The organism is Pseudomonas putida group bacterium ESBL64 (genome assembly GCF_045277175.1).
Classification (GTDB): domain Bacteria; phylum Pseudomonadota; class Gammaproteobacteria; order Pseudomonadales; family Pseudomonadaceae; genus Aquipseudomonas; species Aquipseudomonas alloputida.
Genome location: NZ_CP145799.1, coordinates 2,902,089 through 2,915,631 on the forward strand (window position 1 = coordinate 2,902,089; position 13,543 = coordinate 2,915,631).

Genomic DNA, 13,543 nt, shown 5'->3' on the forward strand with positions numbered 1-13,543 from the left:
AGAACGCCATGTCACTGTTGCAGATCAACAACCTGAATGTGCGCTTCGGCGACGCCAACGCGGTACCGGTGGTCGATGGCCTGGACCTGGCGGTGGATGCCGGCGAAATCCTGGCCATCGTCGGCGAGTCTGGCTCGGGCAAGTCGGTCACCATGATGGCCCTGATGGGCCTGATCGATGCGCCCGGGCGCATCACCGCCGACGCCCTCACCTTCGACGGCACCGACATGCTCAAGCTCAGCGGCCGTCAGCGGCGCAAGGTGGTGGGCAAGGACATCGCCATGGTCTTCCAGGACCCGATGACCGCGCTCAACCCCAGCTACACCGTGGGCTTCCAGATAGAGGAAGTGCTGCGCCAGCACTTGGGCCTCAAGGGCAAGGCTGCCCGCCAGCGTGCTCTGGAGCTCTTGAAGAAGGTCGAGATTCCGGCCGCCGAAAGCCGCCTGGACGCTTACCCGCACCAGCTGTCAGGCGGCATGAGCCAACGTGTGGCGATCGCCATGGCCATTGCCGGCGAGCCCAAGCTGCTGATCGCCGACGAACCGACCACGGCCCTCGACGTGACGATCCAGGCACAGATCATGGAACTGCTGGTCAACCTGCAGAAGGAGCGCAACATGGCGCTCATCCTGATCACCCACGACCTCGCCGTGGTCGCCGAAACCGCCAGGCGGGTGTGCGTGATGTACGCCGGCCAAGCCGTGGAAGTGGGCCAGGTGCCAGAACTGTTCGATGTGCCCGCCCACCCTTACAGCGAAGCCCTGCTCGCCGCGATCCCCGAGCACAGCATTGGCGCCGAGCGCCTGGCCACATTGCCTGGCATCGTCCCCGGCCGCTACGACCGCCCGGTCGGCTGCCTGCTGTCACCACGCTGCCCCTATGTACAGGACAATTGCCGGCGCCAGCGCCCGCCCCTCGACCCACAGGCCCACAGCCTGGTGCGTTGCTTCTACCCGCTGAACCAGGAGGTGGCGTGATGGCCGTCGTTCTATCTGCCCGGGAGCTGACCCGGCACTACGAAGTCTCCCGCGGGCTGTTCAAGGGCCATGCGCTGGTGCGCGCGCTCAATGGCGTGTCGTTCGAACTGGAGGCCGGCAAGACCCTGGCCGTGGTCGGCGAGTCGGGCTGCGGCAAGTCGACCCTGGCCCGCGCCCTGACCCTGATCGAAGAGCCGTCGTCCGGCTCGCTGCAAATTGCCGGCACCGAGGTGAAGGGCGCCAGCAAGGCAGAGCGCAAACAACTGCGCCGCGATGTGCAGATGGTGTTCCAGAGCCCCTACGCCTCGCTCAACCCACGGCAGAAGATCGGTGACCAACTGGCCGAACCGCTGCTGATCAACACCTCGCTGAGCAAGGCCGAGCGCCGCGACAAAGTGCAGAAGATGATGGAGCAGGTCGGCCTGCGCCCCGAGCACTACCAGCGCTACCCACACATGTTCTCTGGCGGCCAGCGCCAGCGTATCGCCCTGGCCCGGGCGATGATGCTGCAACCCAAGGTGCTGGTGGCCGACGAACCGACCTCCGCGCTGGACGTGTCGATTCAGGCGCAGGTGCTGAACCTGTTCATGGATCTGCAGAAGGAGTTCAACACTGCCTACGTGTTCATCTCGCACAACCTGGCGGTGGTACGGCATGTGGCGGATCAGGTACTGGTGATGTACCTGGGGCGGCCGGCGGAGATGGGGCCGAAGGAGGACATCTACAACAAGCCGCTGCATCCCTATACCCAGGCGCTGCTGTCGGCGACACCGGCGATTCATCCAGACCCGTTGAAGCCGAAGATTCGTATCGTCGGGGAGCTCCCCAACCCGCTGAACCCGCCGGATGGGTGTGCCTTCCACAAACGCTGCCCGTATGCGACCGAGCGGTGTGCCAAGGAGGTGCCGGCGCTGAGGCAGGTGAGTACGCGGCAGGTTGCGTGCCACTATGCGGAGCAGTTTCTTTAACTGTTAGAAAACTGGGCAGCCCTCAATGCGAAAAACCGCAGCTTGCTGCGCTGCCCAGCTGAAGTACCAAGGCTTTTTGATTGTGGAGCTGAATCCATTTGTGGACGAGGTTGCCATTGAGGCTGTAGTCCAAGGCGATGTTTGCGATGGAGGCGCCGGGCTCGTCGCACTCTGGGCTTTGAAAGGTTTATTGTAGGTACGGCGCTGAGGCCTGGAAAATGCGCTTGATGGGTCAGAAATGGTGTCCACTTTTAGGTGGACACCATGGCCTTCGCCGGTTCCGTCAGGAAGATGTGTTGGCCGGACGGATACCGGGATTCGACCATCAGGGAAGTGTCAGTTTTTTGTGTACGGGACAAGGCATTTTCAATGCTTTGATACCTGCTTGCTGACTGCAGACGCCGTCAAGCCTAATCGGGCAGATGCGTCTACAATACTTCCAGTTTCAACCACTACCGCAAATGCTGCCATGCAAGGCAACATATCAACATGACTTTCGCAAGATAGATTTGATAGTCCATAACTATGATCACTCATATCTACAGGCCCGTAGCGAAAAACACGCCATTGGCACCCCCAAAAAATCTACGATTTATATACCGAAGAAAATGTCACCCATACAGGTGAAGAAGCAAAGCGCCTGACAACACTAGGCTAACACCACCGATCTGGATGACTGACAGCCGCTCGCGAAAAAAGAAGTACCCCAGGATCGCGGCAATACCACCCGACAACGTGCTGATGACGGTGACAACGGACACCGAGCCATTTAGAGCCCCCCAAGAAAACGCAGAAAACCCTCCCAAGTTGAAAAGACTTGCCCCGCACAGTGAGCCATAGGTCTTCAGCATTATTGTCGTATGGTCCCGCAGAAACCTGACGGCTTCATGGATCAAAAAAATGACCCCCACCGCATACCCTAGCGCCAGCATGTTCACCGGTCCCAGCGCCGGCAAGGTGAATTTCCCCTGAATCCAGAAGCTGATGCCGTAAAGCATGGCCGCCAACAAAGCAAACCACACAGACATTACGCTGGTGACCTTACGATCGAAACCACCATTATCGCTGCGGCAGGCCAACAGCACGCCGAAAAAGCAGACAAGGATACCGACCACCTGCCAAGCGGAAAGGGCATCACCACCCAGCCATGCCAACAGCGTTGTAAAAACACCATACGAAGTGACCAGGGGCGCCACGATGGCTGTCTTGCCAATAGCGAAAGCTTTTGAAAGCGCCAGCGCTCCTACTACGGTGCATAGAGAGGCGACAATTCCTAACCCTATCGTGAGCCAGGGCGCAGAAGTAAATTTCTGCCACTGATCGGCTGAAATGGCAATAATGATTGCCATCAAGAAAAGCCCTAGCAACTGACCGAAAAATACCGCCCGTTTTACTCCAACCGCTCTTGCGTTCACGCCGACCAAGAAGTCGGTGCACCCCCAGAACACCGCAGCCAGCAACCCCATGAATACGTCCATAGCAATGGTCCTTAATTATGAATTATTCCTGAACCTCCTCAGACAGTAATCGGGAAAACAGCAGAAATCAAACACCTATTTTGACAAGAATCTACAGACTAACGTATTTCGGCACGTCCACCAGCCTAGCAACATTATTAACGAGTTAGTTAGTACTGTAGAGATAGCGGCAAGTGCCAAGAGAATACTGTAGGAACTTTCAGACAACACTCCACTTGCACTTACTACACTAAATATTACTAATTCAACGAGACCTTTGGTGTTCATCAGAACACCAAATTGGATTTATTGATCTCAAGCCGGCATCCGGGCCCTGCCTTGCACACGCCTTTTGTAGCGAAGAGTTGTAGCAAAAGGGCCGCAAAGAGCGGCCCCCAAAATCTCAATGCATAAAGAACCAGATCAGAATGATCACCGGAATCGGCACCCCAATCATCCAAAGCAGTATCGAGCGCATGGCCTTTCTCCTTGTTCGATGGTAACAAGAAAGGTGCAGCCGCCATGCCAGTTGTATCAAAAAACTACATTCATAAGAATCAAAGGCTTACCCTCCAAGCCGCCTGAGCAAACCGTGCAATATGCAGGATCCACGCCCTTGCACCTGGGTGTTCTGCAATGCACTATCCACCCATGATCGCCACCACCCTCCCCGATGGCCCCGAGCAAACGCCGCTTACCGCCGAAATCGTGCTGCGCTACCACCTCTGCTGGAAGCACCGCGACCTCGACGGTGTCATGGCGCTCTACCACCCCGATATCCAGTACCACGACTTCTTCCAGAACCGCGTGCTCGGCCACCAGGAACTGCGCGACTACGTATGCGCTTGCCTGCCCCATGAAGCTGGCGAGGACATCGTCCACAGCGACCGCATCCGCGTCGATGGCTGCACCGCATTCATCCAGTATCAGGTCACGGTGCAGGGCGGCGACGGCCTGGTTGCGTTCCAGTCCAGCGAGGCGATCACCGTCAGGGACGGGCTGATCTGGCGGGTCAACGAATACGCCACGCTGGTCCGCCGGAACGGCACAGGCCCCGCCAACAGCGGCCCGCGCCCCGCCACCAGCCGCCTGGGCCTGTCGCCCCGGCAGTTGTCGACCATGGCCCAGGACCTGGAGCACTACTTCCAGCGTCAACGCCCCTACCTCGACCCGGAGCTCGACCTGCAACAGGTCGCCGACGCCAGCGGCTACAGCCGCAACCAGATTTCCTACCTGCTCAACCAGGTGCTGGGGCAAAGCTTCTACCGCTACGTCAACCAGGCACGCCTGCAGCACCTGATGGCCAGCCTCGGCGATGACAGCGTCGAGGCGACGATCGACGAGCTGGCCTTCAGTGCCGGCTTCAACTCGCTGTCGGCGTTCTACAAGTGCTTCCGTGAGCACACCGGGCTCACGCCCAAGGCCTATCTGAAGCAAATTTCCCTGCGTGCACGCACGTAAGACAGCTGCCCGCTGACACCACTACGATCGCCCACAGACCTTGACGGATGTGGAGTCGAACCCGATGCAACCCCTGCGCACGCTCAGCCTGTGGATGGACCAGCTCGACGAGCCGCTGTGCGCGCGCCCGGCACTGCGCAATGACCTCGACGTTGACGTGTGCATCATCGGTGCAGGCTATACCGGCCTTTGGACCGCGTACTACCTCAAGCGCCAGGCCCCCCAGCTGAACATCGCGGTGATCGAAGCCCAAATCGCCGGCTTCGGCGCCTCCGGCCGTAATGGGGGCTGGCTGATGGGCAACCTGCTCGGCGAAGACCGCCTGCTCGGCACCCTCTCGCCGCAACAGCGCCGCGCCAGCATCGACCTGCTGCACGGCATCCCGGATGAAGTGCATCGCGTGCTGCAAAGCGAAGGCATCGACTGCGACTACCGCAAAGGCGGCGTCCTTTATTGCGCAGCGCGCTACCCGGAGCAGGAACGCAGCCTGCGCGCCTACCTCGACGACTTGTATCGCCAAGGCATGACCGAGGACGACTACCGCTGGCTGAGCCCCGAGCAGCTGGGTAACCAGTTACGGGTCAGCAATGCGTTTGGAGCCATCTACAGCCCGCACACGGCGACCATCCAGCCAGCCAAGCTGGTGCGCGGCCTTGCCCGGGCAGTGGAGGCGCTGGGCGTATCGATCTACGAAAACACCCCGGCCATCGACTGGCAGCCGAGCGAGGTGCGTACCCCGCTGGCACAGATTCGCTGCCAGTGGATGGTGCCTGCTGTGGAGGGTTACGCCGCCAGCCTGCCGCCACTGGGCAAACACCAATTGCCAGTACAGAGCCTGCTGGTGGCCACCGAGCCGCTGCCAGAGGCCACCTGGGAGCAAATTGGCCTGAGCAAGGGCCAAGCCTTCAGTGAAAGCAGCCGCCAGGTCACCTACGGCCAGCGCACCGCCGACAACCGCCTGGTCTTCGGTGCTCGCGGTGGCTACCGCTTCGGTGGGCGTCTGCGCGAGAACTTCAACCTCGACGAACACGAAGTCGAACTGCGCCGCTACCTGTTCGGCGAACTGTTCCCGCAGCTCAAACAGGTACGCATCACTCATACCTGGGGCGGCAACCTCGGCATGGCGCGACGCTTCCGCCCACACATGCTTTGCGACCGCCAGCGCGGCATCGCCCTTGCCGGCGGCTACGGCGGCGAAGGCGTCGGGGCTACCAACCTGGGTGGGCGCACCCTGGCGGCGCTGATCCTCAACCAGCGCAACGAGCTGACGGCGCAACCCTGGGTGCTCGACAACCGCCCGCTATCGAGCCTGGCCAGCTGGCCTCCCGAGCCATGCCGCTGGCTGGGCTACAACGCGATCATTCAGAGCTTCGTCCATGAGGACCGGACCCTCGCCAACCCCGCCAGTGCGCCGTGGAGGCGGCGCCTGGCCATCTCGGTTGCGGACTTCATGGAAGGCTTCATGCACTGACTTCCCTTTTCACTCGTACAGGATCCACCGGTCATGAGCATCACCCAGTTCAAGAACACCGAATTTGCCGTGCTCGACAGCTCCAACCCGGTCGCGGTACCGCTCGGCGAACCCGTGGCAGTCACGTCAGTCACCTGCGTGGAGCGCAGCGATGGCGTTGAAACCGGCATCTGGGAATGCACCCCAGGGCGCTGGCGGCGGCAGATCGTGCAACAGGAGTTCTGCCATTTCATCAAGGGCCGCTGCACGTTCACCCCCGACGGTGGCGAGCCCCTGGTCATAGAAGCCGGAGACGCATTGATGCTACCGGCCAACAGCACCGGCACCTGGGACATCCTGGAGACCGTGCGCAAGACCTACGTGCTTATTTTCTGATCCGCTGATCGCCTGCCTTCGATAACAACAGACAAAGCAAGGTAAACCCGACATGCGCACCTTCCTCCTCGCCCCCCTGATGCTGGCCGCCAGCGTGGCCAGCGCCGCTGAAACGGTGAAGATCTACAACTGGTCCAGCTACGTGGCCCCCGATACGTTGAAGAACTTCCAGCAAGCCAGCGGCATCGTGCCGACCTATGACGTGTACGACAGCAATGAAACCCTCGATGGCAAGTTGATGACCGGCAATTCCGGCTACGACGTGGTGTTCCCCTCCAACCATTTCATGGCCCGGCAGATCCAGGGCAAGGCCTTGAAGCGCCTGGACAAATCCCAGCTGCCTAACTGGCACAACCTCAACCCGGTGCTGCTCAAGGCGCTGGAGGTGAACGACCCGGGCAACCAGTACGGCTTCCCGTACCTGTGGGGCAGTACCGGTATTGGCTACAACATCGACAAGGTCAAGGCGGTGCTCGGCGACAACGCGCCCGTGGACTCCTGGGACCTGATCTTCAAGCCCGAGTACATGAGCAAGCTGAAAAGCTGCGGCGTCGCGGTGCTGGACAATGGCCCCGAACTGCTGCCGATCGCCCTGCACTACCTGGGCTTGCCCCATCACAGCCAAGACCCCAAGGACTACGAGAAGGCCAAGGACCTGCTGATGAAAGTGCGGCCTTACATCAGCTATTTCCACTCGTCCAAGTACACGGGCGACCTGGCCAACGGCGATATCTGCGTGGTAGTGGGGTTCTCGGGGGATGTGCTGCAGGCGAAGAACCGCGCCGATGAGGCGAACAATGGCGTGAAGGTGGGCTATTCGATACCCAAGGAGGGCGCGCCGATGTGGTTCGACATGGTCGCCATGCCCGTCGATGCGCCGGATGAAAAGGCCGGATATGCCTACATGAACTACCTGCTGCAGCCGGAGGTGATGGCCAACATCAGCAACCACGTCCAGTACGCCAACGGCAACCTCAAGGCGGACGGGTTGGTGGACCCGGCGATGAAGGGTAATACGATGATTTACCCGAGCGACGAGGTGATGGGCAAGCTGTATGCGCTGGAGGCGATGCCGGCGAAGATCGACCGTATTCGTACGCGAATCTGGACCAGTATCAAAGCCGGAAATTGAAATGGGGCCGCCTAGCGGCCCCGATTTCATGCCTTAATGGTGCTCGCGGGTAGCGCGGAACTTGATGTCCGGCCAGCGCTCTTCCATCAGCGCCAGGTTGACCCGGGTCGGCGCCAGGTAGGTCAGGTGACCGCCGCCGTCGATGGCCAGGTTTTCCATGGCCTTGGTCTGGAATTCCTCGAGCTTCTTCTTGTCAGCGCAGCTGATCCAGCGCGCCGACCAGACAGTGATGGGCTCGTAGGCGCACTCGACCTTGTACTCTTCCTTCAGGCGGCTGGCGACCACGTCGAACTGCAGCACACCGACCGCACCCAGGATGATGTCGTTGCTGCGCTCAGGGAAGAACACCTGAGTAGCACCTTCTTCGGCCAGCTGCTGCAGGCCTTGTCGCAGTTGCTTGGATTTCAGCGGGTCTTTCAGGCGGACGCGGCGGAACAGCTCCGGCGCGAAGTGCGGGATACCGGTGAAGCCCAGCGCCTCGCCTTCGGTGAAGGTGTCGCCGATCTGGATGGTGCCGTGGTTGTGCAGGCCGATGATGTCACCGGCAAAGGCTTCTTCCAGCTGCTCACGCTCGGAGGAGAAGAACGTCAGCGCATCGCCGATACGCAGGTCTTTGTTCAAGCGCACGTGGCGCATTTTCATGCCCTTCTCGTACTTGCCCGAGCAGATGCGCATGAAGGCGATACGGTCGCGGTGTTTCGGGTCCATGTTCGCCTGGATCTTGAACACGAAGCCGGTGAACTTCTCTTCCACAGGCTCCACGGTGCGCTCGTGGGCCACACGGCCAAGCGGGCGCGGCGCCCAGTCGACCACGGCGTCGAGCACGTGGTCGACACCGAAGTTGCCCAGCGCAGTACCGAAGAACACCGGGGTCAGCTGACCGTTGATGAACTCTTCCTGGTTGAACTCGTGGCAAGCGCCCTGCACCAGCTCCAGTTGCTCGACGAACGAATCGTACTGGTCGCCCAGGTGCGCGCGGGCTTCGTCCGAGTCCAGCTTCTGGATGATCTTGGCTTCGGTGCGCTCGTGGCCGTGGCCCGGGGTGTACACCACGATGTAGTCACCGGTCAGGTGGTACACGCCCTTGAAGTCGCGGTAGCAACCGATCGGCCAGGTGATTGGCGCGGCCTTGATCTTCAAAACGGCTTCGATTTCGTCGAGCAGTTCGATCGGGTCGCGGATGTCTCGGTCGAGTTTGTTGATGAAGCTGACGATAGGCGTGTCGCGCAGGCGGCACACGTCCATCAGGGCGATGGTACGCGGCTCTACACCTTTACCGCCGTCGAGCACCATCAGCGCCGAGTCCACCGCGGTCAGGGTGCGGTAGGTGTCTTCCGAGAAGTCTTCGTGGCCGGGGGTGTCGAGCAGGTTGATCATGTGCTCGCGGTACGGGAACTGCATCACCGAGGTGGTGATGGAGATGCCGCGCTGCTTCTCCATTTCCATCCAGTCGGAGGTGGCATGGCGGTCGGACTTGCGCGACTTCACGGTACCGGCGACGGCAATGGCCTTGCCCATCAGCAGCAGCTTCTCGGTGATGGTGGTCTTACCGGCGTCGGGGTGGGAAATGATTGCGAAAGTGCGGCGCTTCGCGACTTCGGCGGCCTGGTTGGTCATGGGAAATCGCCTGACTGGGGGATTTGAAAGGGGCAGTATCATACCTGAAGTTGGGCCTGGACCAAAATCTGCCGAATGAATGGCGCCTGTGCCGGCCTCTTCGCGGGCAAACCCGCGCCTACAGGTACGACACAGGGTTCGGATGCGGTGCAGTCATTGTAGGAGCGGGTTTACCCGCGAAGAGGCCGGCACAGACAAAAGAAATCCAACAGGCAATCGATTTATCACGACAAATGCCCAAAGCGCAGTTATTTCAACGCCTGCAGCGTATTAAGCCGCTGTTTTTTCTCGCCAAAAATCCCGCCACCCAGCGATTAACGCTGGCCAAATGCCGCCTCAGATGGGAACCTTTACGCCCACGGAGACGTCCACTCCCCTGCAACCCGCTTCGGTTGGGGACTGGTTTTCATCAGCATTTTCGGGCCCGACGGGGTTCGGCTCATGGCCTGATCGCAGCCTTCGGCTTGCATCTCGCTGCTACTCGCGAACACACCACCCGCCGCCAGGATTGGCCGGCTTCCAAGAAGTGTGCTCGCCGACAACACAAGGAGTCCGCCTGTGGCTAAACGCTACGGAAAGGGGCTGTTGGGATGGGCCGCCGTGCTCGTCATCCTGGCCCTGCTGGTCCACTGGATCGGCATCGACACGATCGCGCGTTATCGCGACGATCTTGGGTTCTACCTGCAAGCGCACCTGGTATTGGTGCTGGCTTCGATGGTGGCGGCGCTGGCCGTGGGCATCCCCGCCGGCATTGCGTTAAGTCGACCGCACCGGGTCGACAAAGCCGAGCGTTTCATGCAGTTCTTCAACGTTGGCAACACCATCCCCCCTCTGGCCGTTCTGGCCATCGCCCTGAGTATCCTGGGCATCGGCGCCGGGCCTGCGATCTTCGCACTGTTCCTCGCGTCCCTCCTGCCCATCGTGCGCAACACCTACGAAGGCCTGAAAAATGTCCCCGCATCGCTCAAGGAAGCCGCTACCGGCATCGGCATGACCCCGCGCCAGCAACTCTGGCAGGTGGAACTGCCCAACGCCGTGCCGATCATCGTCGGCGGCGTACGCGTGGCCCTGGCGCTGAACGTGGGCACCGCACCGCTGGCATTCCTGATCGGCGCCAACAGCCTGGGCAGCCTGATTTTCCCCGGCATCGCCCTGAACAACCAGCCGCAGCTGCTGCTGGGTGCCGCCTGCACCGCGCTGCTGGCTCTGGTGCTGGACGCGGCGGTGAGTTTCTCCAGCAGGCGCTGGCTGGAACGTGGCCTGGCCCAATAAGGATAGGAAACGTATGAAGAAGAGAATCGCCTTGCTGCTGGGCGCGGCCCTGCTGTTCGCAGGAGTTGCCCAGGCAGCGGAAAAACCCCTGGTGCGCATCGGCGCGCGGGTGTTCACCGAACAGACCGTGCTCGCCGAAATCACCGCGCAGTACCTGCGCGCGAACGGCTTTGACGTACGCGTCACCACCGGCCTTGGCAGCAGCATCGCTCGCCAGGCCCAGGAAACCGGCCAGCTCGACCTGATGTGGGAATACACCGGGGTGTCGCTGGTGTCCTACAACCACATCGATGAGCGTATGCCCAGCGCCGAGGCCACCTACGCCAAGGTCAAGGAGCTGGATGCCAAAAAAGACCTGATCTGGCTGACCCCGTCGAAATTCAGCAACACCTATGCCCTCGGCTTGCCGAAGCAGGTCGCCGAGGCCTACCCGCAGATCAACTCGATCAGCGACCTCAACCAGGTGCTGCGCGACGAGCGCAAGCGTAATCACCTGGTGGCTCTGGACACCGAGTTCGCCAACCGCCCCGACGGCCTGGTCGGGCTCAAGGAAATGTACGACCTGCAGGTCGGCCGCGCCAACATCCGCCAGATGGACGCGGGCCTGGTCTACACGGCCATGCACAACAACCAGGTGTTCGCAGGCCTGGTCTACACCACCGACGGTCGCCTGAGCGCGTTCAACCTCAAGCTGCTCGAAGACGACAAGCACTACTTCCCCGACTACACCGCCGCCCCGGTGGTGCGCAAGGCCGTGCTCGACGCCAACCCGCAACTGGTCGCCCTGCTCAAGCCACTGGCCGAGCAGCTCGATGACGAGACCATGCGCCAGCTCAATGCCAAGGTTGACGTAGACCACCAGAACCCGACCGCTGTGGCCGCCGCATTCCTGCGAGAGCATCCCCTCAAGGAGGTACAGCCATGAGCCTGCTCGACACGTTCGCCCACCTCGACTGGGCCCAGGTGCTGCAACTGACCTGGCAGCACATCATGCTGGTCGGCATCGCCGTCGGCCTGGCGATCCTCGTTGGCGTGCCGCTGGGCATCCTGATGACCCGCTTCCCGGCGGTGGCCGGCCCGCTGCAGGCCAGCGCCACAGTGCTGCTGACCATCCCCTCGATTGCGTTGTTCGGCCTGCTGCTGCCGTTCTACTCCAAGTTCGGCCAGGGGCTGGGCCCCTTGCCGGCGATCACTGCCGTGTTTCTTTATTCGCTGCTGCCAATCATGCGCAACACCTACCTGGCCCTGACCAATGTCGAGCCCGGTATCCGTGAAGCCGCGCGTGGCATCGGCATGACCTTCGGCCAGCGCCTGCGCATGGTCGAGCTGCCCATCGCCGTACCGGTGATCCTCGCCGGCGTGCGCACCGCCGTGGTGATGAACATCGGTGTGATGACCATTGCCGCCACCATCGGCGCCGGCGGCCTCGGCGTGCTGATCCTGACTTCCATCAGCCGCAGCGACATGTCGATGCTGCTGGTCGGTGCCGTACTGGTCAGCCTGCTGGCGATCATCGCCGACCTGCTGCTGCAAACCCTGCAACGTGCCCTGACTCCAGAAGGACTGCGCTCATGATCGAACTGAAGAACCTCAGCAAAACCTTCAACGTCAACGGCAAGGACGTCAAAGCCGTCGACTCGGTAAGCCTCACCGTCAATGAAGGGGAAATCTGCGTGTTCCTCGGCCCGTCGGGCTGCGGCAAGAGCACCACGCTGAAAATGATCAACCGCCTGATCACGCCCACCTCGGGCCAGGTGTTCATCAATGGCGAAGACACCACCGGGCTGGACGAAGTTACCCTGCGCCGGCACATCGGCTATGTGATTCAGCAGATTGGTCTGTTCCCCAACATGACCATCGAGGAGAACATTACCGTGGTCCCGCGCCTGCTTGGCTGGGACAAGCAGAAATGCCACGAGCGGGCTCGCGAGCTGATGCACATGATCAAGCTCGAACCCAAGCAGTACCTGCAACGCTACCCGCGCGAGCTGTCTGGCGGCCAGCAACAGCGTATCGGCGTGATTCGCGCCCTGGCAGCAGATGCACCCGTGCTGTTGATGGATGAACCGTTCGGCGCGGTCGACCCGATCAACCGCGAAATGATCCAGAACGAGTTCTTCGAAATGCAGCGGGCGCTGAACAAGACCGTGATCATGGTCAGCCACGACATCGACGAAGCGATCAAGCTGGGCGACAAGATTGCCATCTTCCGTGCCGGCAAGCTGTTGCAGCTGGATCACCCGGATACCCTGCTGGCGCACCCGGCGGATGATTTCGTCAGCAACTTTGTGGGCCAGGACAGCACCCTCAAACGCCTGTTGCTGGTGCGTGCCGAGGATGCAGCGGACAACGCGCCGTCGGTGAGCCCGGAAACACCGGTGGGCGACGCGCTGGAGCTGCTCGATGAGCACGACCGCCGCTACGTGGTGGTGACCGATGCGCAAAACAAGGCCTTGGGCTATGTGCGCCGGCGCGACATGCACCGCCAGCAAGGCACTTGCGGTGATTTCCTGCGGCCGTTCAATGCCACGGCCTCGTACGATGAGCACTTGCGCATCCTGCTGTCGCGCATGTACGAGTTCAACCGCGCGTGGTTGCCAGTGTTGGATGCCGAGCAGGTGTTCTTGGGCGAGGTGACGCAGGAGTCGATTGCCGCGTACCTGAGCTCGGGGAGATCGCGGGGGGCGAAGAGCAGTATCGTTTCGCCGGCCGAGGCGGTGGTTTCGTAATCGTCGGGGGCGCTTTGCGCCCCTTCGCGGGTAAACCCGCTCCTACAACGGCCTGTGTTCAATCCCCGATGTATGTCCACCACC

The 13,543-nt window shown here is 61.2% G+C and carries 13 protein-coding genes; 10 read left to right on the forward strand and 3 right to left on the reverse strand.

The window, feature by feature from the left end; all coding sequences use genetic code 11:
- Positions 1 to 8 precede the first annotated feature (8 nt).
- Both V6093_RS13240 and V6093_RS13245 read left to right on the forward strand, forming a co-directional pair.
- On the forward strand, positions 9 to 977 hold the full coding sequence (locus V6093_RS13240; RefSeq protein WP_003255260.1) for an ABC transporter ATP-binding protein: 969 nt from the start codon (positions 9 to 11) through the stop codon (positions 975 to 977).
- On the forward strand, positions 977 to 1,945 hold the full coding sequence (locus V6093_RS13245) for a peptide ABC transporter ATP-binding protein (protein WP_003255261.1): 969 nt from the start codon (positions 977 to 979) through the stop codon (positions 1,943 to 1,945). Before V6093_RS13240 ends, V6093_RS13245 begins: the two co-directional genes overlap by 1 nt.
- A gap of 366 nt (positions 1,946 to 2,311) precedes the next feature.
- Here V6093_RS13245 and V6093_RS13250 read toward each other — a convergent pair whose 3' ends face one another.
- Together V6093_RS13250 and V6093_RS13255 are read right to left on the reverse strand one after the other, a co-directional pair.
- Positions 2,312 to 2,482 carry a LysR family transcriptional regulator gene (locus V6093_RS13250; RefSeq protein WP_202607602.1) on the reverse strand — a complete coding sequence of 57 codons (171 nt, stop codon included), beginning with the start codon at positions 2,480 to 2,482 and terminating at the stop codon, positions 2,312 to 2,314.
- Positions 2,483 to 2,556: 74 nt separating this feature from the next.
- Positions 2,557 to 3,423, reverse strand: a complete 867-nt coding sequence (locus V6093_RS13255) for a DMT family transporter (protein ID WP_014860058.1) — start codon at positions 3,421 to 3,423, stop codon at positions 2,557 to 2,559.
- A 615-nt stretch (positions 3,424 to 4,038) separates the two neighbouring features.
- Here V6093_RS13255 and V6093_RS13260 point away from each other — a divergent pair.
- The 4 genes from V6093_RS13260 (at position 4,039) to V6093_RS13275 (ending at position 7,841) form a co-directional block, all read left to right on the forward strand.
- Positions 4,039 to 4,863: a helix-turn-helix domain-containing protein gene (locus tag V6093_RS13260; RefSeq protein ID WP_406669814.1), complete on the forward strand. Its 825-nt coding sequence runs from the start codon at positions 4,039 to 4,041 to the stop codon at positions 4,861 to 4,863.
- Between the two features lie 64 nt (positions 4,864 to 4,927).
- Positions 4,928 to 6,334, forward strand: a complete 1,407-nt coding sequence (locus V6093_RS13265) for an FAD-binding oxidoreductase (protein WP_047603303.1) — start codon at positions 4,928 to 4,930, stop codon at positions 6,332 to 6,334.
- A 33-nt stretch (positions 6,335 to 6,367) separates the two neighbouring features.
- A complete protein-coding gene (locus tag V6093_RS13270) occupies positions 6,368 to 6,709 on the forward strand; it encodes a cupin domain-containing protein (RefSeq protein WP_003248474.1) in 342 nt (113 codons plus the stop codon).
- A 52-nt stretch (positions 6,710 to 6,761) separates the two neighbouring features.
- Positions 6,762 to 7,841 (forward strand): polyamine ABC transporter substrate-binding protein, encoded by a 1,080-nt coding sequence (locus tag V6093_RS13275; protein WP_003248478.1) that lies wholly within the window; start codon positions 6,762 to 6,764, stop codon positions 7,839 to 7,841.
- A 33-nt stretch (positions 7,842 to 7,874) separates the two neighbouring features.
- On the opposite strand, the gene V6093_RS13280 is transcribed toward V6093_RS13275, so the two are convergent.
- Complete coding sequence (locus V6093_RS13280) at positions 7,875 to 9,458, reverse strand: peptide chain release factor 3 (RefSeq protein ID WP_406669815.1); 1,584 nt, start codon at positions 9,456 to 9,458, stop codon at positions 7,875 to 7,877.
- A 558-nt stretch (positions 9,459 to 10,016) separates the two neighbouring features.
- On the opposite strand from V6093_RS13280, the gene V6093_RS13285 reads away from it, so the two are divergent.
- Genes V6093_RS13285 through V6093_RS13300 form a run of 4 tightly spaced genes read left to right on the forward strand, consistent with a single transcriptional unit; the run spans position 10,017 to position 13,459 of the window.
- Positions 10,017 to 10,730, forward strand: coding sequence for an ABC transporter permease (locus V6093_RS13285; protein ID WP_004575998.1), 714 nt, complete (start codon positions 10,017 to 10,019; stop codon positions 10,728 to 10,730).
- Between the two features lie 13 nt (positions 10,731 to 10,743).
- On the forward strand, positions 10,744 to 11,655 hold the full coding sequence (locus V6093_RS13290) for a glycine betaine ABC transporter substrate-binding protein (protein WP_004575997.1): 912 nt from the start codon (positions 10,744 to 10,746) through the stop codon (positions 11,653 to 11,655).
- On the forward strand, positions 11,652 to 12,305 hold the full coding sequence (locus V6093_RS13295) for an ABC transporter permease (RefSeq protein ID WP_003248487.1): 654 nt from the start codon (positions 11,652 to 11,654) through the stop codon (positions 12,303 to 12,305). Before V6093_RS13290 ends, V6093_RS13295 begins: the two co-directional genes overlap by 4 nt.
- A complete protein-coding gene (locus V6093_RS13300; protein ID WP_003248489.1) occupies positions 12,302 to 13,459 on the forward strand; it encodes a betaine/proline/choline family ABC transporter ATP-binding protein in 1,158 nt (385 codons plus the stop codon). The genes V6093_RS13295 and V6093_RS13300 overlap by 4 nt, the downstream gene beginning before the upstream one ends.
- The last annotated feature ends 84 nt before the right edge of the window (positions 13,460 to 13,543 follow it).

Bases quoted from the DNA above. Each gene is read 5' to 3' on its own strand.
- V6093_RS13290 (WP_004575997.1), top strand. From the start codon at position 10,744: ATGAAGAAGAGAATCGCCTTGCTGCTGGGCGCGGCCCTGCTGTTCGCA.
- V6093_RS13255 (WP_014860058.1), bottom strand. From the start codon at position 3,423: ATGGACGTATTCATGGGGTTGCTGGCTGCGGTGTTCTGGGGGTGCACC.
- V6093_RS13295 (WP_003248487.1), top strand. From the start codon at position 11,652: ATGAGCCTGCTCGACACGTTCGCCCACCTCGACTGGGCCCAGGTGCTG.
- V6093_RS13265 (WP_047603303.1), top strand. From the start codon at position 4,928: ATGCAACCCCTGCGCACGCTCAGCCTGTGGATGGACCAGCTCGACGAG.
- V6093_RS13275 (WP_003248478.1), top strand. From the start codon at position 6,762: ATGCGCACCTTCCTCCTCGCCCCCCTGATGCTGGCCGCCAGCGTGGCC.
- V6093_RS13260 (WP_406669814.1), top strand. From the start codon at position 4,039: ATGCACTATCCACCCATGATCGCCACCACCCTCCCCGATGGCCCCGAG.
- V6093_RS13270 (WP_003248474.1), top strand. From the start codon at position 6,368: ATGAGCATCACCCAGTTCAAGAACACCGAATTTGCCGTGCTCGACAGC.
- V6093_RS13300 (WP_003248489.1), top strand. From the start codon at position 12,302: ATGATCGAACTGAAGAACCTCAGCAAAACCTTCAACGTCAACGGCAAG.
- V6093_RS13250 (WP_202607602.1), bottom strand. From the start codon at position 2,482: ATGAGTGATCATAGTTATGGACTATCAAATCTATCTTGCGAAAGTCAT.
- V6093_RS13245 (WP_003255261.1), top strand. From the start codon at position 977: ATGGCCGTCGTTCTATCTGCCCGGGAGCTGACCCGGCACTACGAAGTC.
- V6093_RS13240 (WP_003255260.1), top strand. From the start codon at position 9: ATGTCACTGTTGCAGATCAACAACCTGAATGTGCGCTTCGGCGACGCC.
- V6093_RS13280 (WP_406669815.1), bottom strand. From the start codon at position 9,458: ATGACCAACCAGGCCGCCGAAGTCGCGAAGCGCCGCACTTTCGCAATC.